At 70.6% G+C, this 18277-nt stretch carries 17 protein-coding genes; 13 read left to right on the top strand and 4 right to left on the bottom strand.

All coding sequences use genetic code 11. The features are described 5' to 3' along the window. Positions 1-261: 261 nt before the first annotated feature. Positions 262-1668, top strand: coding sequence for an FAD-binding oxidoreductase (locus MB828_RS24905; RefSeq protein WP_301650166.1), 1407 nt, complete (start codon positions 262-264; stop codon positions 1666-1668). A gap of 18 nt (positions 1669-1686) precedes the next feature. Here MB828_RS24905 and MB828_RS24900 read toward each other — a convergent pair whose 3' ends face one another. Then, positions 1687-2100: an SsgA family sporulation/cell division regulator gene (locus MB828_RS24900; protein WP_133021640.1), complete on the bottom strand. Its 414-nt coding sequence runs from the start codon at positions 2098-2100 to the stop codon at positions 1687-1689. 251 nt (positions 2101-2351) lie between these two features. Here MB828_RS24900 and MB828_RS24895 point away from each other — a divergent pair, with 251 nt between their 5' ends. Then, complete coding sequence (locus MB828_RS24895; RefSeq protein ID WP_301650165.1) at positions 2352-3875, top strand: RDD family protein; 1524 nt, start codon at positions 2352-2354, stop codon at positions 3873-3875. Between the two features lie 55 nt (positions 3876-3930). Then, complete coding sequence (locus tag MB828_RS24890; protein ID WP_301650164.1) at positions 3931-4581, top strand: RDD family protein; 651 nt, start codon at positions 3931-3933, stop codon at positions 4579-4581. A 98-nt stretch (positions 4582-4679) separates the two neighbouring features. Here MB828_RS24890 and MB828_RS24885 read toward each other — a convergent pair whose 3' ends face one another. Then, the gene (locus MB828_RS24885) at positions 4680-4973 is read right to left on the bottom strand and encodes a hypothetical protein (RefSeq protein WP_133021643.1); all 294 of its coding nucleotides are present in this window, start codon (positions 4971-4973) and stop codon (positions 4680-4682) included. Positions 4974-5385: 412 nt separating this feature from the next. Here MB828_RS24885 and MB828_RS24880 point away from each other — a divergent pair, with 412 nt between their 5' ends. After that, positions 5386-7746: an immune inhibitor A domain-containing protein gene (locus tag MB828_RS24880; RefSeq protein ID WP_301650163.1), complete on the top strand. Its 2361-nt coding sequence runs from the start codon at positions 5386-5388 to the stop codon at positions 7744-7746. Between the two features lie 121 nt (positions 7747-7867). Further along, positions 7868-8197, top strand: coding sequence for a hypothetical protein (locus tag MB828_RS24875; RefSeq protein ID WP_133021645.1), 330 nt, complete (start codon positions 7868-7870; stop codon positions 8195-8197). Between the two features lie 520 nt (positions 8198-8717). On the opposite strand, the gene MB828_RS24870 is transcribed toward MB828_RS24875, so the two are convergent. Both MB828_RS24870 and MB828_RS24865 read right to left on the bottom strand, forming a co-directional pair. After that, entirely contained in the window at positions 8718-9302 is a 585-nt protein-coding gene (locus MB828_RS24870; protein WP_133021646.1) for an isochorismatase family protein, read from the bottom strand. 148 nt (positions 9303-9450) lie between these two features. Further along, positions 9451-10797: a nicotinate phosphoribosyltransferase gene (locus tag MB828_RS24865; protein WP_301650162.1), complete on the bottom strand. Its 1347-nt coding sequence runs from the start codon at positions 10795-10797 to the stop codon at positions 9451-9453. A gap of 58 nt (positions 10798-10855) precedes the next feature. Here MB828_RS24865 and clpS point away from each other — a divergent pair, with 58 nt between their 5' ends. The 8 genes from clpS (at position 10856) to MB828_RS24830 (ending at position 18185) form a co-directional block, all read left to right on the top strand. Further along, positions 10856-11173, top strand: a complete 318-nt coding sequence (gene clpS, locus MB828_RS24860; RefSeq protein WP_133021648.1) for an ATP-dependent Clp protease adapter ClpS — start codon at positions 10856-10858, stop codon at positions 11171-11173. 80 nt (positions 11174-11253) lie between these two features. After that, positions 11254-11859 (top strand): DUF2017 domain-containing protein, encoded by a 606-nt coding sequence (locus MB828_RS24855; protein ID WP_133021649.1) that lies wholly within the window; start codon positions 11254-11256, stop codon positions 11857-11859. Between the two features lie 398 nt (positions 11860-12257). Next, on the top strand, positions 12258-13715 hold the full coding sequence (locus MB828_RS24850; protein WP_301650161.1) for an amino acid permease: 1458 nt from the start codon (positions 12258-12260) through the stop codon (positions 13713-13715). 136 nt (positions 13716-13851) lie between these two features. After that, on the top strand, positions 13852-14274 hold the full coding sequence (locus MB828_RS24845) for a Mov34/MPN/PAD-1 family protein (protein ID WP_133021651.1): 423 nt from the start codon (positions 13852-13854) through the stop codon (positions 14272-14274). A 175-nt stretch (positions 14275-14449) separates the two neighbouring features. Continuing rightward, positions 14450-14545 carry a putative leader peptide gene (locus MB828_RS46690; protein ID WP_338059066.1) on the top strand — a complete coding sequence of 32 codons (96 nt, stop codon included), beginning with the start codon at positions 14450-14452 and terminating at the stop codon, positions 14543-14545. Positions 14546-14631: 86 nt separating this feature from the next. Further along, entirely contained in the window at positions 14632-14910 is a 279-nt protein-coding gene (locus MB828_RS24840; RefSeq protein ID WP_046732596.1) for a MoaD/ThiS family protein, read from the top strand. 7 nt (positions 14911-14917) lie between these two features. Then, the gene (locus MB828_RS24835) at positions 14918-15868 is read left to right on the top strand and encodes a PLP-dependent cysteine synthase family protein (RefSeq protein ID WP_133021652.1); all 951 of its coding nucleotides are present in this window, start codon (positions 14918-14920) and stop codon (positions 15866-15868) included. A 244-nt stretch (positions 15869-16112) separates the two neighbouring features. Next, positions 16113-18185, top strand: a complete 2073-nt coding sequence (locus MB828_RS24830; protein WP_301650160.1) for a S53 family peptidase — start codon at positions 16113-16115, stop codon at positions 18183-18185. Positions 18186-18277: the final 92 nt, after the last annotated feature.

The raw sequence follows: 18277 nt of genomic DNA, 5'->3' as shown, positions 1-18277 counted from the left end.
CGCGGTGCGGCTCGTGCGGCCACAGCAGCAGCGTCCCGCCGGCCGCCACCCCGCCGGCCAGCGCGACCACCAGCAGCCGCCGCAGCACCCGGCGCCGCCGGCCCGGCGGGCCGGGCTCCGCGAGCAACGAGGAACCGGGCCCGGACTGTCGGTTTTCGAGCGCGCACATGCCGCTCACTGTGCGTCAATACGACCACTGCGTCCGGGCGGCCCAAGGGCGGGCCCTGCGGGGTTCACACCGATGGCCCCGGGTGCGACGCTGTGATCATGAGCCGTATCGAAGCGCCTCGGGACGAGGCCACCAGCAACCTCACCGACCGGCTCCTCGCGGGCCTGCCGGCCGAGGCGGTCCTCGTCGACCCCGACGTGACCGCCTCCTACGCCAACGACATGGCGAGCTTCTGCCCGGCCGGCTCCCCGGCCGCCGTCGTGCTGCCCCGCACGGTCGAGCAGGTCCAGCACGTCATGCGCGTGGCCACGGAACTGCGCGTCCCGGTCGTCCCGCAGGGCGCCCGCACCGGCCTGTCCGGCGCCGCCAACGCCGTCGACGGCTGCATCGTGCTGTCCCTGACCCGGATGGACCGCATCCTGGAGATCTCGCCGGTGGACCGCGTCGCGGTCGTCGAACCCGGCGTCGTCAACGCCGACTTCTCCCGGGCCGTCGAGGAGCACGGCCTCTACTACCCGCCGGACCCCTCCAGCTGGGAGATGTGCACGATCGGCGGCAACATCGGCACCGCGTCCGGCGGGCTGTGCTGCGTGAAGTACGGCGTGACCGCCGAGTACGTCCTCGGCCTGGACGTCGTCCTCGCCGACGGGCGGCTGATGTCCACCGGCAGGCGGACGGCGAAGGGCGTCGCCGGGTACGACCTCACCCGGCTCTTCGTCGGCTCCGAGGGCTCGCTCGGTGTCGTCGTGCGCGCCGTCCTCGCGCTGAAGCCCAAGCCGCCGCAGCAGCTGGTGCTGGCCGCCGAGTTCGGCTCCGCGACCGCCGCCTGCGACGCGGTGTGCCGGATCATGGCGGGCGGCCATGTGCCGTCCCTGCTCGAACTGATGGACCGGACGACCGTGCGGGCCGTCAACGAACTCACCCACATGGGGCTGCCGGAGACCACCGAGGCGCTGCTGCTCGCCGCGTTCGACACCCCGGACCCGGCCGCGGACCTCGCCGCCGTCGGCCGGCTCTGCGAGGCCGCGGGCGCCACCCAGGTGGTACCGGCCGACGACGCCGCCGAGTCCGAGCTGCTCCTCCAGGCCCGCCGCTCCTCGCTGATCGCCCTGGAGAAGGTCAAGGGCACGACGATGATCGACGACGTGTGTGTGCCGCGTTCCCGGCTCGGCGACATGCTCGAAGGGGTGGAACGCATCGCCGGCAAGCACGGGCTGACCATCGGGGTGGTCGCCCACGCCGGCGACGGCAACACCCACCCCACCGTCTGCTTCGACGCGCAGGACCCCGACGAATGCGCCCGCGCCCGGGAGTCCTTCGACGAGATCATGGCCCTCGGCCTGGAACTCGGCGGCACCATCACCGGCGAACACGGCGTCGGCGTCCTGAAGAAGGAGTGGCTGGCCCGGGAGATCGGGCCGGTGGGCGTGGAGATGCAGCGGGCCGTCAAACACGTCTTCGACCCGCTGGGCATCCTCAATCCCGGCAAGCTGTTCTGACCCCATCCGCGGACGCCCTCACCGGGCGAGCAGCTGGTCGAGCGCGTCGTCGATCCCCAGCCGCGCGCCCTCCGTCCCCGGCGGCACCGCGCGCAGCGTCCGCTCCAGCCAGGCGGACACCTGAGCGGTCGGCGCCTCCAGGAGGGCGTCGCCGTCGGGTGAGCTCAGGGCCATCAGCACCACGCTGCGGCCCTCCGACCTCGTCGGCCACACCCGCACGTCCCCGTGCCCGCTCGGCCGGAACACCCCTTCCACCAGCAGGTCGCGGGCGAACGTCCAGTGGACCGGGCACTCCGAGTTGATGTGGAAGCCGACGTGGACGGCGTAGGGGTCGGCGGAGCGGTAGCTGAGCCGGGCCGGGACCTGGATGCTCCGCTCGGGGGACAGGATGAGCCGCAGCTCCAGTTCGCGTTCCACCACGGTGTGATGCATGACGTCCGTTTCCTCTCTCGATCAGTCGTACGATCCCCCGTCGGGTCCTCCGCCGGGCCTGTACGAGTGGAGAGCGGCCGGGGCCGCGAGCATTACGCGGGTTCCGGGAAATTTTTTTCCGATGTGGTGAAGGGGGTGCACAGGGCTGCCCGGAAAGGGGCGGGTCCTGCGGGACTGGCGGTGACGGGCACCCGCGTCTGATAGATGTGGAGGCTCCCACACGACCCCCGAGCAGATACGGGACGACGGACATGAGCGCCCCAACTCCGGCACCCGGTGACGAACGGCCCCGCGAGGGCTACTACCCGGACCCGTCCATCCCCGGCTACGTCCGTTACTGGAACGGTGCCGCGTGGGTGCCGGGTACCAGCCGTCCGGCCCCGGCCGCCGGTGAACCGCTCGCCCCGCCGACCGGTTCCCGCCCCGCGGCCGCCGTCGAGGAGACCGGCCCGCACTTCTTCGACGAGGACCCGCAGCCGCCCGCGGCCTCCGGCTGGACGGCCGAGGGGACGGCCTGGGGCACGGACCCGCGGTCGGCGCTCTCCGGCCCGGAGGGTACGGCGTCCACCCCGCCGGCGGACCGGGGCGACGTCGACTCCGGCGGCACGTTCGTCTTCCGCAGGCCGACGGTCGGCCCCGCGGCCGGCCGGCCCCCCGTGGACGAGGGCACGATGACGTTCCGCCCGATCCGCGGCGAGGACCCCCCGAAACCGGCCGCGGGCGCACAGGGCGGCGCAGGTGCGGATGGAGGTGCCGGGGGTGCGGCGGCAGGCGGGGCCGGCCCGGCGGGCGCGTCCGGGGCACGCGGTCACGGTACTCAGGGAGCGGCCGGTTCGGCCGGTTCCGGTGGTGCGGGTGGTTTCGGCGCTCAAGGCGCGGCCGGTTCCGGTGGGTTCGGTGCGCAGGGGCCCGTTGGCGCGCCCGGCGCGGTAGCGGCCGGTGGGCCCGGTGCCGCGGCCGGTGCCGCCGGTGCCGGACGGCCCGGTTTCGGGGCCGGGAAGGCCGCCGCGGAACGGGCGGCAGCGGCCCAGCCGTTGCCCACCGGCCCCGCTGCCGCCGGTGCCGTCGGCGCCTCCCAGGCCGTCGCCCCCGGCGTGCCCCCGCAGTCCGCCGCGCCGCAGCCCGTGTCGGCCGCTCCCGCCGCTCCCGCCGGTCCCATGGCCTCCGGCTCCGGCGGCGGGCAGTCCTCGTGGCCCCAGCAGGTGCACCAACTCGCCGGTGACCAGCAGGTCGCCCCCTGGAAGCCGCCGGTGGAGGACGTCTTCCAGGCGGCCGCCCGGCGCCAGGCCGCGGCCCGCCCCGCCGGGCTCGGCAGGCGGTTCGCCGCCCGGCTCGTCGACAGCCTGGTCGTCGGCATGGTGACCGCGGCCGCCGCCGTCCCGTTCGGCACCAAGGCCGCCGACCACGTCCAGGACAAGATCGACGCGGCGAAACTGTCCGGCCGTACCGAGACCGTCTGGCTGCTCGACGGCACCACGGGCCTCTACCTGGGGATCGTGCTCGCCGTCCTGTTGGCCGTCGGCGTCCTCTACGAGGTGCTGCCCACCGCCCGGTGGGGCCGCACGCTCGGAAAGAGGCTGTTCGGCCTGGAGGTACGGGACATCGAGGGCCACGAGCCGCCGGCCTTCGGCGCCGCGCTGCGCCGCTGGCTGGTGTACACCGTGCCGGGGCTGCTCGGCATCGGGGTCGTCGGTGTCGCCTGGTGCCTGTTCGACCGGCCCTGGCACCAGTGCTGGCACGACAAGGCGGCGCACACCTTCGTAGCGGGAACATGACCCGTACGGCGGCTCGCCGGATGCGGGCCGGGCCGCCTCGCGGTCCACTCGGGCCATGAGCACCGAACCGCCCCCGCCGCCGCCGGGCTCCGGAGAGCCGCCGGAGGAAGACCCGTTCAGGAAGCAGCCCCCGCCGCCCTCCTACGGCGGCGGCCCCTACGGTGCGGGCGGCGGCGGCCCCTATGGAGGCGGCGGTCCCGGCGGCGGCCCCTACGGAGGCGCGGGTCAGGGCGGCTACCCGGCCGATCCGCTCGCCGGGATGCCGCCGCTCGCCGACAGCGGCAGGCGCACCCTCGCCCGGATCATCGACATGGTCCTGGTGCTCATCGTGGTCTGGTTGCTCACCTGGGCCTTCGGGGTGCGCGAGTACGAGGTGAACGGCGACAAGGTCCAGGTCGGCAAGTCCCTCGCGCAGTCGATCATCGCCGCCGTCCTGTTCGTCGCCTACGACACCCTGCTGATCGCCAAGTCGGGCCAGACCCTGGGCAAGAAGTGGCTCGGCATGCGGGTCGCCAACCTGAACGACGGCGCCACGCCCTCCACCCAGACCTCGCTCGTCCGCGCCCTGGTGCTCTGGCTGCCGTTCGCGTTCTGCTGCGCCTGTGTCTGGACGGTGATCTGCGGCGGCTGGAGCTTCTTCGACAAGCCGTACAAACAGGGGCTGCACGACAAGGCCGCCAAGACGGTCGTCGTCAGTACGAGGTAGCCACGAGGGGGCCACGGGCGGTGCCCGGAGGGGGGCGCACAGCAGCCGGCGGGGCCGTCAGTCTCACGGCCCCGCCGGCTTCCGCTGCGTGGTGCGCGTCAGGGCGCGGTGGGCTCCCGGACGGGTTCGGCCGCGGCGGCGGCCACGGTCTCCCGGTGCACGGGGAACCGGATCTCGGAGAGTGCGGTGGAGGCGGGCTCGGACCGGGCGACCGTGCGCGGCCGGGGAAGCGGGACCGTCATGGCCACCAGCAGTCCCAGACCGAGCGCGGCGAGCGCGATGACCGCGATCCCGATGCCCGAACTCGTCTGTGACAGCAGCAGCATGGCGAGCGTCGAGCAGATCACGGTGCAGGAACCGTAGACGAGCTGTGCCGGGGTCGGACGAGGCATGGCAATCGTGTCCTCGGGAGATGTGGAGGTGAGACGGGTAGCCGGCCTGGCATTCCACCGGCTTCCGGACGTTCCACCATTCGACTCTATTCGCGTGTGTGCCCGAGCGGAACGTCCGGTAAGCGTGACCTAACCCACGGTACCGGTGCACAGGGGGCGCACGGACGCATGGGTCTCGCCCACTGGATGCATATGCGCGCCGGTTATCCATGTCCGGCTCCGCTCCGGAGTGTCCGTAAAGCGAACTTCTGCTCCGCATACTGGAGTTGAAGTGTCTGAGTCAAGGTCTGTCTTTTCTCGTAAACCAGTAGTCAAATGTCGTCACTTGAATCGACGCGTTGATCGTGCGTGCACGGACCCCCAACCACCACCCGGTCCCCTTCCGTGCGCGCGGCGCGGGGGAGGAACTCAAGTGACCAGCAGACCCTGGACGTTCAGAGCACTCGCCGTCGGCGTGACGCTCGCGACCGCCTCCGCAGGTTTCACCACCTTCGCGGTCGCCCAGGCCGCGACCCCGGCGAAGAGCGCCACCGTCGACCGGCACGACCCGTCGGCGAAGCAGGACGAGCACGACCTGGACGGCCCGCTGAGCAAGACCCAGTCGGCCCAGCGCCAGGAGGCCCTCGACCAGGTCATATCCGGTAAGGCCCAGGTCAAGGACCGTGACGGTTCCAAGGTCGTCCAGCTGAAGAGCAAGAAGGGCGACAGCAAGTACGTCGAGCTCGGCCGCGAGAAGACGGACAAGATCTTCACGATCCTGGTGGAGTTCGGGGACCAGACGGACCCCCGGTACAACGGCACGGCCGGCCCGCTGCACAACCAGATAGCCCAGCCGGACCGCACCAAGGACAACTCCACGGCCTGGCAGGCGGACTACAACCAGCAGCACTTCCAGGACCTCTACTTCGGCACCGGCAAGAACACCGAGTCGCTGAAGAAGTACTACGAGAAGCAGTCCTCGGGCCGCTACTCGGTCGACGGTGAGGTCACCGACTGGGTCAAGGTCCCGTACAACGAGGCCCGTTACGGCAACAACGCCTGCGGCTCCACCACCTGCTCCAGCGTCTGGAACCTGGTGCGCGACGGCCTGAACGCCTGGGTCGCCGACCAGAAGGCGGCCGGCGAGTCCGACGCCGCGATCAAGGCGGACCTGGCCCAGTACGACCAGTGGGACCGCTACGACTACGACGGCGACGGCAACTTCAACGAGCCGGACGGCTACGTCGACCACTTCCAGATCGTGCACGCCGGCGAGGACGAGTCCGCGGGCGGCGGTGCCCAGGGCACCGACGCGATCTGGGCGCACCGCTGGTACGCCTTCGGCACCGACGCCGGCGCCACCGGCCCCGCGGACAACAAGCTCGGCGGCACCCAGGTCGGCGACACCGGCATCTGGGTCGGCGACTACACCATGCAGCCGGAGAACGGCGGCCTCGGCGTCTACGCCCACGAGTACGGCCACGACCTCGGCCTGCCGGACGAGTACGACACCGACGGCGGCGAGAACTCCACCGGTTTCTGGACCCTGATGTCCTCCGGTTCCTGGCTGGGCACCGGCAAGGAGGCCATCGGCGACCTGCCGGGCGACATGAACGCCTGGGACAAGCTCCAGCTGGGCTGGCTCGACTACGACGTGGCGAAGGCGGCCACCAAGTCCCGCCACAAGCTGGGCGTCGCCGAGTACAACACCAAGAACAAGCAGGCCCTGGTGGTCTCGCTGCCCGACAAGGCGGTCACCACCACCGTCGTCACCCCCGCCCAGGGCTCGGCCCAGTGGTGGAGCGGCAGCGGCAACGACCTGAAGAACACGCTGACCCGTGACGTCGACCTCACCGGCAAGTCGTCCGCGACGCTCTCGCTCGACGGCTGGTACGACATCGAGGCGAACTACGACTACCTCTACGCCGAGGTGTCCACCGACGGCGGCGCCAACTGGACCGCCCTGGACGGCACGGTGAACGGCGCGGCCATCCCGCGCGACGGCAGCGACAAGCCGGCGCTCACCGGTTCGATCGACGCGTACGCCAAGCTGTCGTACCCGCTGGACGCCTACGCGGGCCAGAAGATCCAGCTCCGCTTCCGCTACCAGACCGACGGCGGGGTGGCCCTGAAGGGCTTCGCGGCCGACGAGATCGCGGTGACGGCCGACGGTTCGACCGTCTTCTCCGACAACGCGGAGTCGGCGGACGCCGCTTGGACCGCGTCCGGCTTCTCCCGGATCGGCGCGTCCTTCACCAAGGACTACGCGCAGTACTACATCGCGGAGAACCGCCAGTACGTGTCGTACGACAAGACCCTCCAGGTCGGCCCGTACAACTTCGGCTTCTCTACGACCCGTCCGGACTGGGTGGAGCACTACCCGTACCAGAACGGCCTGTTGATCTGGAAGTGGGACACCTCCGAGGCGGACAACAACACGCACACGGGCGACGGCGGTCACCCGGGCACCGGTCTGATCCTTCCGGTCGACTCCCACCCGGCGCCGCTGAAGTGGTCCGACGGCACGCTGATGCGCAACCGCGTCCAGGCCTACGACTCGCCGTTCAGCCTGTACGACACCGACGGCATCACGCTGCACAAGGCGGACGTCGCGACGAAGATCAAGGGCTCGCGCGGGGTGTCGGTCTTCGACGACCACGCCAGCACCTACTACGACGCGTCGAACCCGGCCGCCGGCGTCAAGATCACTGACACCAACACCAAGATCAAGATCGTCAAGGAAGCGCGAGACGGCTCGACGATCTCCGTCCAGGTGGCCCCCGCAGTGAAGTAGTTCGCATTACCGCAGGTCAGAGACGTATCGGCGGCGACCCCTTGGCGGGTCGCCGCCGATCGTGTTTAGGTGCGTCCTGTGGATTTCTTATTGACACCGACGTGCACGGGGGTGTGACCGTATGACCGCAGGAGGGTTCTGCAAGCTGCCGAACGGCATGGTGGTGGTGGCGCTGAATCTGCCCAGTCCGACCACCGCGGACGGCTCGTCCGCCGTGCGCGTGCTGGTCCACGCCCAGAACCGGGCCCGGGCCCTGACCAGGCTCCGCAACCTCGGCATGCGAGCGGTCTACCTGCGGGGCAACGCCGCCCCGCCGACCCCGGACGAGATCACGGCCGTCCTCCACCACCCCGACGGCCTCATATGGCGAACAACCCCTGACAACGGTGTCACCCCCCTGGAACTCTGGAGACCCATCAGATCCCTCCTCCGAAGATCAGCAGCGGCCTAACGCCCCACCAGGGGCGCGGGGAACTGCGCGACCAGCCCCCACCGTCCCGCACGTGCCCACCGGCCGGCTCGGCACCGCCGGAGTCCACCGCCGTGGCTGAGCGCCGCCGCGGCGGAATCCAGGGTGACCGGTGGGATCCAGATGATCGGCGGAATCCGGGGTGGCCGATAGGAGCCGGGATGAGCGGCGGAAACCCAGGGGCGCGGGGAACTGCGCGACCGGCCCCCACCGCCCCGCACGTGCCCACCGGCCGGCTCGACACCGCCGGAGTCCACCGCCGCGGCTGAGCGCCGCCGCAGCGGAATCCAGGGTGACCGGCGGAATCCAGATGATCGGCGGAATCCGGGGTGGCCGATAGGAGCCGGGATCAGCGGCGGAAACCCAGGGGCTGGGGAACTGCGCGACCGGCCCCCACCGCCCCGCACGTGCCCACCGGCGGGCTCGGCACCGCCGGAGTCCACCGCCGTGGCTGAGCGCCGCCGCGGCGGGATCCAAGGTGACCGGTGGAATTCAGGGGCGGCTAGACCACCGGCTTGCCGGTCAGTTCTACGCCTGCCTCGCGGAGCTCCTCCAGGGCCCGCTGGGTGGTCGCCTCGGCGACGCCCGCCGTGAGGGCAAGGAGGACCTGGGTGCGGAAGCCCGCTTGCACGGCGTCCAGGGCCGTGGCCCGCACGCAGTGGTCCGTCGCGATGCCCACCACGTCCACCTCGTCGATCTTGCGGGCGCGCAGCCACTCCGCCAGCTTCACCCCGTTCTCGTCGGCGCCCTCGAACCCGCTGTACGCCGCCGCGTACGCCCCCTTGCTGAACACCGCGTCCACCGCGCCGGAGGCGACCGCCGGGGCGAAGTTCGGATGGAAGCCCACGCCCTCCGTGCCGGCGACGCAGTGCGCGGGCCAGCTGTGGACGTAGTCGGGGTTGTCCGCGAAGTGGCCGCCCGGCGCAATGTGGTGGTCGCGGGTCGCCACCACGTGGCGGTACCCGGCCGGCGCCTGCCCGATCAGCTCCGTGATCGCGGCGGCCACGTCGGCGCCCCCGGCCACGGCGAGGCTGCCCCCTTCGCAGAAGTCGTTCTGCACATCGACGACGATCAAGGCGCGGCGCATGGTGGAGTCCTTCGGATTCGGTATCGGGTTGTGTCGAAGGGAGAGACGCGCGACGAGGGCGTGCGGGTCCGGCCTGAACCTCCGAGCGTAGAGAGTTACGGGGGCGTAGGGGAGGGGGCCTTACAGGGCGCGTACGCGGGCACCCGCTCTAGCTACCCGAGCGCCCCTGGACGTACTCCGTCGGGATGACCGGTTCTCCCCGGGAGAGCTGGGTCGCGGAGAGGGGCAGGTTGGCCTTGGCCGCCGCATGGCGTGCGCGGGGCGCGTCCAGGGGCTCGCGCGCGACCACCTCGCCGGACTTCACCAGTTCGACCAGGAGCTGCCGGTCGGCCAGCGCGGCCGGCACCTCACCGGTGCCGACGACCTCGGCCTCCGCCACCCCGTCGGCGTCCAGCCGCCGCGCGGCCCACTTACGCCCCCCGACCGACGTCTTGCCGCCGGTCGACTTCTTCGCCACCGGCACCAGCGGCGCGTTCGGGTCGGCGGACTCGGTGCGCGCCACCAGCTTGTAGACCATGGAGCAGGTGGGGTGCCCGGAGCCGGTCACCAGCTGGGTGCCGACGCCGTACGCGTCCACGGGCGCCGCGGCGAGCGAGGCGATGGCGTACTCGTCGAGGTCGGACGTCACCACGATCTTCGTGTCCGTCGCGCCCAGCTCGTCCAGCTGCTGGCGCACCCGGTGGGCGACCAGCAGCAGGTCACCGGAGTCGATCCGGACGGCGCCCAGCTCGGGCCCGGCCACCTCCACGGCCGTACGGACCGCCTCGGCGACGTCGTAGGTGTCCACCAGCAGGGTGGTGCCCCGGCCGAGCGAGTCGACCTGGGCGCGGAAGGCGTCCCGTTCCCGGTCGTGCAGCAGGGTGAAGGCGTGGGCGGAGGTGCCGACGGTGGGGATGCCGTAGCGGAACCCGGCCGCCAGGTCGGAGGTGGTCGCGAAACCGCCGACGTAGGCGGCGCGGGAGGCGGCGACGGCGGCCAGCTCGTGGGTGCGGCGGGCACCCATCTCGATCAGCGGGCGGCCCCCGGCGGCCGAGGACATCCGGGAGGCGGCGGCCGCGATCGCCGAGTCGTGGTTGAGGATGGAGAGGATCACGGTCTCCAGCAGTACGCACTCCCCGAAGGACCCCTCCACCCGCAGGACCGGCGAGCCCGGGAAGTAGACCTCGCCCTCGGGGTAACCCCAGATGTCGCCGCTGAAGCGGTAACCGGCCAGCCACTGGAGGGTGGGGCCGTCGACGATCCCGCGCTCCTCGAGGAAGCCGAGCACGTCCGCGTCGAAACGGAAGTTCCGGACCGCGTCAAGGACGCGTCCGGTGCCCGCCAGCGCGCCGTAGCGACGCCCTTCCGGCAGCCGCCGGGTGAAGACCTCGAAGACGCTGTGCCGCTCGGCGGTGCCCGCCTTCAGGGCGGCCTGCAGCATCGTCAGCTCGTACTGGTCCGTGAAGAGCGCCGTCGAGGGGACGTCCACCGGCAGCCCAAGGTCCGCTGTGTTCATGACTACGGATGCTACACCCCTTCGCGTCAGTGTGACGATTTATGGCCCGCGTGGCAGCATGGGCCCTGTGACGTCACCCGCTCCCGTAGAGATCGAACGCACCGAGTCGGCGGAGGAGGTCTTCGCCGTACCCGAGCCCGACGTCCCGTGGATCACGATCGTGCACAACGATCCCGTCAACCTCATGAGCTACGTGACGTACGTCTTCCAGACGTACTTCGGCTATCCCAAGGACAAGGCCACCAAGCTCATGCTCGACGTCCACCACAAGGGCCGGGCGGTCGTCTCCAGCGGCACCCGCGAGGAGATGGAACGCGACGTGCAGGCGATGCACGGCTACGGCCTGTGGGCCACCCTCCAGCAGGACCGGAAGTAGCCCCCGGGAAGCGGCCCCCACCACAGCCTCGACGAGCAGCCAGGCTCCCCGACCAGGACCGGAAGCAGCGAACCCCCTCCATGCCAGGAATCTTCGAACCGCTCCCCGGCGGCGGCGCGGCCGTCGCGCTCGACGACGTCGAGATCTCCATCATCCGGTCGCTGGCCGTCCAGCTCCTGGAGCTCATCGGCCCCGGACCCGCCGAGGACGCCCCCGACGACCCGCTCGCCGAACTGTTCAACGAGGGACCCAGTGAGGCCCCCGCCGACCCGGTGCTGCGCCGGCTCTTCCCGGACGCCTACTGCGACCCGGAGCGGGTCCCGGACTCGTCCGACGAGGCCGCGGAGCAGCAGGCCCACTCCGCGGAGTTCCGCCGCTACACCGAGAACGACCTGCGGGCCGGCAAGCGGGAGAGCGCCCTCGCGGTGATCCGCTCCCTGGACGCGCTCGCCCCCGTGGAGGAGAGCGGCGCGGTCCTGGAGCTGGCCCCGGGCGAGTCCCGGCAGTGGCTCGGCGCCCTCAACGACCTGCGCCTCGCCATCGGCTCCCGCCTCGACATCACCGACGAGGACGACACCGACCTGCTCTACCGGCTCCCCGACGAGGACCCGCGCAAGCCGATGGTGATGGCGTACCTGTGGCTCGGCGGCCTCCAGGAGACCCTGGTCGCCACCCTGATGCCGTAGTCCCCGGTGCCGCAGTCCCCGATGTCGTAGTCCCCGATGCCGTAGTCCGAGCCCCTTATGCAGTAGAAGATCCGGATTTCGTGTTCGCTCAGAGGACGCTCAATTCCGGATAACGATCCCGTCACCGATGCGGCCGCTTATGCCCTTTTCGGCCACACTTTGTCCGCTTCTTCCTGTGGTGTGCGCCACAATGCCTCTCGGCGGATCCCGGTGATCAATGTTGCGGGCGTGATAAATCTTCACGACCGCCCGGCGGACACACCACCCATGTGCCGTCCGGGTGCGCCACCGAACCGGCCACCACCGGTAGGCACCGCTCCATCAATCCGGGGGGATCGAAACCCGATCCGAGGCCGACGAGAGGCCCGGTTCGGCATGGAGAAAGGCGCACACCACACATGACCTCCGCTCAGGTCGACACGTCGGAGAAGGACTCCGGAGCCTCCGGGGCCGCCTCCGAAGCTCCCGAAGAGGGGTACGAGCGCGGACTCGGCAGCCGCCAGGTCCAGATGATCGCGATCGGCGGCGCCATCGGCGTCGGCCTCTTCCTGGGAGCCGGGGCGAACATCGCCAAGGCGGGACCCAGCCTGATCCTGATGTACGCCCTCGCCGGCGCCATCATCTTCTTCATCATGCGGGCCCTCGGCGAGCTCCTGCTCTACCGGCCCGTCTCCGGCTCCTTCGCCGAGTACTCCCGCGAGTTCCTCGGCCCGTTCTTCGGCTACTTCACCGGCTGGACGTACTGGCTGATGTGGGTCGTCACGGGCATGGCCGAACTGACGGCCGCCGCGATCTACGTCCACTACTGGTTCCCGGCCATCCCCCAGTGGGTGACGGCCCTGGTGTTCCTGGTGGTGCTCTTCGGGGTCAACCTGATCTCCGTGAAGGTGTTCGGAGAGCTGGAGTTCTGGTTCTCCATGGTCAAGGTCACCGCCCTGATCGGCATGATCGTGATCGGCCTCGGTGTCCTCACCTTCGGGTTCAGCTCCGCCGGTGACACCGCGTCGGTCGCGAACCTCTACCAGTTCGACGGCTTCTTCCCCAAGGGCGTCGGCTCCTCCCTGATGACCCTCCAGGGCGTCATGTTCGCCTACCTCGCGGTCGAGCTGGTCGGCGTCACCGCCGGCGAGTCGGAGGACCCCGAGAAGACCCTCCCCAAGGCGATCAACACGCTCCCCTGGCGCATCGCCCTCTTCTACGTCGGCGCGCTCACCGTCATCCTCTGCGTCGTCAAGTGGACCGAGTTCGCACCGGGCGTCTCCCCGTTCGTGGCAGCCTTCGCCAAGATCGGCATCCCGGCCGGTGCCGGCATCGTCAACTTCGTCGTGCTGACCGCCGCCCTGTCCTCCTGCAACTCCGGCATGTACTCCACGGGCCGGATGCTGCGCACCCTCGCCGACAGCGGTGAGGCACCGGCCGTGTTCAAGAAGCTGTCCGCGTCCAAGACCCCGGCGTTCGGCGTCACGGTCTCGGTCCTCTTCATGGGCATCGGCGTGGTCCTCAACTACGTCGTCCCGGAGAAGGCGTTCGGCTACGTCACCTCCATCGCCACCGCGGCCGGCATCTGGACCTGGCTGATGATCCTGGTCAGCCACGTCCTGTACCGCCGCGCGGTCGACGCGGGCCGGCTGCCGGCCTCCTCCTTCCCGGCGCCCGGCGGCGCGGTGTGCAGCTGGATCGCCATCGCCTTCCTGCTCTTCGTGACCTGCCTGATCGCGTACGACGCCGACTCCCGGGTCTGCCTCTACGTGATGGCCGGCTGGGCCGCGGCGCTCGGCGTCGGCTGGCAGGTGCTGAAGAACCGCAGTCCCGAGGTCACCGAGCGCCGCGAGCGGGCGCCGGAGAAGGTGAGCTGACCACCCCCCTCCCGGACGTCCGGCCACAGGGAGCACTCGTGGCGCTCCCTGCGGCCGCCGCTCAGGGCGTCCGGCATCTGGGCCGTCCCGTACCACCCACCGGTACGGGGCGGCCCTTCTGCTTATCCTGGCGACCATGCTGACCATCACCCAGGCCCTCGTCGACCAGATCGTCGCCCACGCGCGCAAGGACCACCCGGACGAGGCGTGCGGCGTCGTCGCCGGGCCGGCCGGCTCCGACCGCCCCGAGCGCTTCATCCCGATGCTGAACGCGGCGATGTCCCCGACGTTCTACGAGTTCGACTCCGGGGACCTGCTGAAGCTGTACCGCGAGATGGACGACCGCGACGAGGAGCCGGTGGTGATCTACCACTCCCACACGGCGACGGAGGCGTACCCGTCCCGGACGGACATCTCGTACGCGAACGAGCCCGGCGCCCACTACGTCCTCGTCTCCACGGCGGACACGGACGGCCTCGGCGACTTCCAGTTCCGCTCGTACCGCATCGTGGACGGCGAGGTCACGGAGGAAGAGGTCGCGATCGTCGAGGCCTACTGACGTTCCCTCCGCTGTCCGGACGGTGGTCACCCGCGGGCCGGTGGGGGCCGGTCGCGCGGTTCCTCGCGCCCCATCATGTCGGCCACGTCCCGCCTGTCTCGAAGTTCGGTCGGAATTCGTCCATCATGCGGAATCACATTCCGAATCCGGGGGCGGGAATCGATACGATGACCCCATGGTTTTCCATGACGTGAGCGAGAAGGCGCCGGGCAGCATGCTCGTGGCGCGGCTGCACGTCGACCTGTGCAGGCTGAACAGCGCCATCTGTTGACGTCACCCCTGCCGCCGTACGGCCGTGAGCCGCGGCGTGCCGCTGCGCGCCCACCCACCCAGACTTTCCGACAGGAGCCCTGAGCCATGGCCATCGAGGTCCGCATCCCGACCATCCTCCGCCAGTACACCGACGGTCAGAAGGCGGTGGAGGGCAGCGGTGACACCCTCGCCGACCTCTTCAACGACCTCGAGACCCGGCACGCCGGCATCCACGCCCGCATCGTGGACGACGGCAAGCTCCGCCGCTTCGTGAACGTGTACCTGAACGACGAGGACGTCCGCTTCGTCGACGGCATCAACACCAAGCTCTCCGACGGCGACACCGTGACGATCCTGCCGGCCGTCGCCGGCGGCATGGCCTGAGATCGGCATGCGGTACGACTCCCCGCTGGCCGCGGTCGGCAACACCCCCCTGGTGTGCCTGCCGCGGCTCTCGCCGTCCCCCGAGGTCCGGATCTGGGCCAAGCTGGAGGACCGCAACCCGACCGGCTCGGTCAAGGACCGCCCCGCCCTGCACATGATCGAACAGGCGGAGAAGGACGGCCGGCTCACCCCGGGCTGCACCATCCTGGAGCCGACCTCCGGCAACACCGGCATCTCGCTGGCCATGGCCGCCAAGCTCAAGGGCTACCGGATGGTCTGCGTGATGCCCGAGAACACCTCGCAGGAGCGCCGTGACCTGCTGGGCATGTGGGGCGCGGAGATCATCTCCAGCCCGGCGGCCGGCGGCTCGAACACCGCCGTACGGGTGGCCAAGGAGCTGTCCGCCGAGCACCCGGACTGGGTGATGCTGTACCAGTACGGCAACCCGGACAACGCCGGTGCGCACTACGCGACGACCGGTCCCGAGATCCTCGCCGACCTGCCGTCCGTCACGCACTTCGTCGCGGGCCTCGGTACGACGGGCACGCTGATGGGCGTCGGCCGCTATCTGCGCGAGCACAAGCCGGACGTGCGGATCGTCGCCGCCGAGCCGCGGTACGACGACCTCGTGTACGGGCTGCGCAACCTCGACGAGGGCTTCGTGCCCGAGCTCTACGACGCCTCGGTGCTCACCACCCGCTTCTCGGTCGGCTCGGCGGACGCCGTGACCCGGACCCGGGACCTCCTCCAGCAGGAGGGCATCTTCGCGGGCGTCTCCACCGGGGCCGCGCTGCACGCCGCGCTCGGCGTCGGGAAGAAGGCCGTACAGGCGGGCGAGAGCGCGGACATCGTGTTCGTCGTCGCCGACGGCGGCTGGAAGTACCTGTCGACCGGTGTCTACACTGCCGCCACCACCGAGGAAGCCATCGCGACCCTCCAGGGTCAGCTCTGGGCATAGCCCTCATCATGTACGCGCCAACCCCCTCTCATGAGGGGGCCAAGCGCCCTCTACGGGCCAGTAAAGATCTTCGCCCGGGGGAACCGACTTCGGCGGAACCCCGTTAGGTTCTGCTCCGTCCTGTCATGCCACGCTCATCGGCATCCCAGGGTGTTCGAAGTGTCATGCTCATGACTGCGCACTCTGCCGCCGCTACGCGCGTCACGGGCCTGCCTTGTAACCCCACCGATGGAGGCAGTACCCCATGCGTGAATCACGACGGAGCGTGCGAAGACTCCTCGCCTTCGCCTTCCCCGCGCTCGCCCTGGCCGTCTCCGGTTTCGTCGCGGCCCCGGCCGCGCAGGCGCAGGCGACCGCCGCCCACCCCGTCCAGGCCGCCCAGACCTCCCGGGCCACCCAGAACGCCAAGGCCCTGACGGACCCCGCCCGGCAGGCCGTGCACAGCACCGGCAGGGCCGGGCAGAAGGTGCCCACCGAGCACCTGTGCGCCACCGCCGCCAAGCCCGGTGAGGCCAACTGCTTCGCACAGCGCCGCACCGACATCAAGCAGCAGCTGTCCTCGGCGCTCGCCGCCGCCCCCTCCGGCCTGAGCCCGACCAACCTGCACAGCGCCTACAACCTGCCCTCGACGGGCGGCTCCGGCCTGACCGTTGCCGTGGTCGACGCCTACAACGACCCCAACGCGGCCTCGGACCTCGCCACTTACCGCTCGCAGTACGGCCTGTCGGCGTGCACCGTCGCCAACGGCTGCTTCAAGCAGGTCAGTCAGACCGGTTCGACGACCTCGCTGCCGACGAACGACTCCGGCTGGGCCGGCGAGGAAGCGCTCGACATCGACATGGTCAGCGCGGTCTGCCCGAACTGCAACATCATCCTGGTCGAGGCGAACTCCGCCACCGACTCGGACCTCGGCACCGCCGAGAACGAGGCCGTCGCGCTCGGCGCCAAGTTCGTCTCCAACAGCTGGGGCGGCTCCGAGTCCTCCTCGCAGACCAGCGAGGACACCTCGTACTTCAAGCACCCGGGTGTCGCGATCACCGTCTCCTCCGGTGACAGCGCCTACGGCGCCGAGTACCCGGCGACCTCCCAGTACGTGACCGCCGTCGGCGGCACCGCGCTCTCCACCTCCTCCACCACCCGCGGCTGGACCGAGTCGGTCTGGAAGACCAGCTCCTCCGAGGGCACCGGCTCCGGCTGCTCCTCCTACGACGCGAAGCCGAGCTGGCAGACCGACACCGGCTGCACCAAGCGCATGGAGGCCGACGTCTCCGCGGTCGCCGACCCGGCCACCGGTGTCGCGGTCTACGACACCTACGGCGGCTCCGGCTGGGCGGTCTACGGCGGCACCAGCGCCTCCTCGCCGATCATCGCCGGCGTCTACGCCCTCGCGGGCACCCCGGGCTCCAGCGACTACCCGGCGAAGTACCCGTACTCCCACACCGGCAACCTGTACGACGTCACCAGCGGCAACAACGGCTCCTGCTCGACGTCGTACTTCTGCACCGCCGGAACCGGCTATGACGGCCCGACCGGCTGGGGCACCCCGAACGGCACCACCGCCTTCGCCTCCGGCACCAGCACCGGCAACACGGTGACCGTCACCAACCCGGGCAGCCAGTCCACCGCCACCGGCTCCTCGGTCAGCCTCCAGATCTCGGCGACGGACAGCGCGAGCGCCACCCTCACCTACAGCGCGACCGGCCTGCCCACCGGCCTGTCCATCTCCAGTTCCACCGGCCTGATCTCCGGCACGGCGTCCACCGCGGGCACCTACAGCACCACCGTCACCGCGACCGACTCCACCGGCGCCTCCGGCTCGGCCTCCTTCACCTGGACGGTCAGCACCAGCGGCGGCGGCTCCTGCACCTCGTCCCAGCTGCTCGGCAACAACGGCTTCGAGTCGGGCAACACCACCTGGACCGCCTCCAGCGGCGTCATCACCAACTCCAGCAGCGAGTCGGCGCACGGCGGCTCGTACTACGCCTGGCTCGACGGCTACGGCTCCACCCACACCGACACGCTCTCCCAGTCGGTGACCATCCCGTCCGGCTGCACCAACACCACGTTCACCTTCTACCTGCACATCGACACCGCCGAGACCACCACCAGCACCCAGTACGACAAGCTGACGGTCACCGCCGGTTCGACCACCCTGGCCACGTACTCCAACCTGAACGCGGCCTCCGGGTACGTGCAGAAGTCCTTCAGCCTCGGGTCCTACGCGGGCTCGACCGTCACCCTGAAGTTCAGCGGTGTCGAGGACTCCTCGCTCCAGACCAGCTTCGTCGTCGACGACACCGCCGTCACGACCGGCTGACCCGTCGAAGTGACCGGATCCCGCCCCCGGAAGCCGTCCGGGTGCGGGATCCGTATGACCGGGGGATACGTCATACCGGCACCAAGGGTCCG

Source organism: Streptomyces arenae (assembly GCF_022343545.1).
GTDB lineage: Bacteria > Actinomycetota > Actinomycetes > Streptomycetales > Streptomycetaceae > Streptomyces > Streptomyces humi.
Note: the sequence above shows the minus strand (reverse complement) of the source record. Positions and strands in the feature narration are given on the sequence as shown.

Excerpts from the sequence above, each read along its gene's own strand:
- MB828_RS24895 (WP_301650165.1), top strand. The coding sequence starts at position 2,352 with ATGAGCGCCCCAACTCCGGCACCCGGTGACGAACGGCCCCGCGAGGGC.
- MB828_RS24870 (WP_133021646.1), bottom strand. The coding sequence starts at position 9,302 with ATGCGCCGCGCCTTGATCGTCGTCGATGTGCAGAACGACTTCTGCGAA.
- MB828_RS24890 (WP_301650164.1), top strand. The coding sequence starts at position 3,931 with ATGAGCACCGAACCGCCCCCGCCGCCGCCGGGCTCCGGAGAGCCGCCG.
- MB828_RS24875 (WP_133021645.1), top strand. The coding sequence starts at position 7,868 with ATGACCGCAGGAGGGTTCTGCAAGCTGCCGAACGGCATGGTGGTGGTG.
- MB828_RS24830 (WP_301650160.1), top strand. The coding sequence starts at position 16,113 with ATGCGTGAATCACGACGGAGCGTGCGAAGACTCCTCGCCTTCGCCTTC.
- MB828_RS24850 (WP_301650161.1), top strand. The coding sequence starts at position 12,258 with ATGACCTCCGCTCAGGTCGACACGTCGGAGAAGGACTCCGGAGCCTCC.
- MB828_RS24885 (WP_133021643.1), bottom strand. The coding sequence starts at position 4,973 with ATGCCTCGTCCGACCCCGGCACAGCTCGTCTACGGTTCCTGCACCGTG.
- MB828_RS24855 (WP_133021649.1), top strand. The coding sequence starts at position 11,254 with ATGCCAGGAATCTTCGAACCGCTCCCCGGCGGCGGCGCGGCCGTCGCG.
- MB828_RS24900 (WP_133021640.1), bottom strand. The coding sequence starts at position 2,100 with ATGCATCACACCGTGGTGGAACGCGAACTGGAGCTGCGGCTCATCCTG.
- clpS (WP_133021648.1), top strand. The coding sequence starts at position 10,856 with ATGGGCCCTGTGACGTCACCCGCTCCCGTAGAGATCGAACGCACCGAG.
- MB828_RS24865 (WP_301650162.1), bottom strand. The coding sequence starts at position 10,797 with ATGAACACAGCGGACCTTGGGCTGCCGGTGGACGTCCCCTCGACGGCG.
- MB828_RS46690 (WP_338059066.1), top strand. The coding sequence starts at position 14,450 with ATGGTTTTCCATGACGTGAGCGAGAAGGCGCCGGGCAGCATGCTCGTG.
- MB828_RS24840 (WP_046732596.1), top strand. The coding sequence starts at position 14,632 with ATGGCCATCGAGGTCCGCATCCCGACCATCCTCCGCCAGTACACCGAC.
- MB828_RS24845 (WP_133021651.1), top strand. The coding sequence starts at position 13,852 with ATGCTGACCATCACCCAGGCCCTCGTCGACCAGATCGTCGCCCACGCG.
- MB828_RS24835 (WP_133021652.1), top strand. The coding sequence starts at position 14,918 with ATGCGGTACGACTCCCCGCTGGCCGCGGTCGGCAACACCCCCCTGGTG.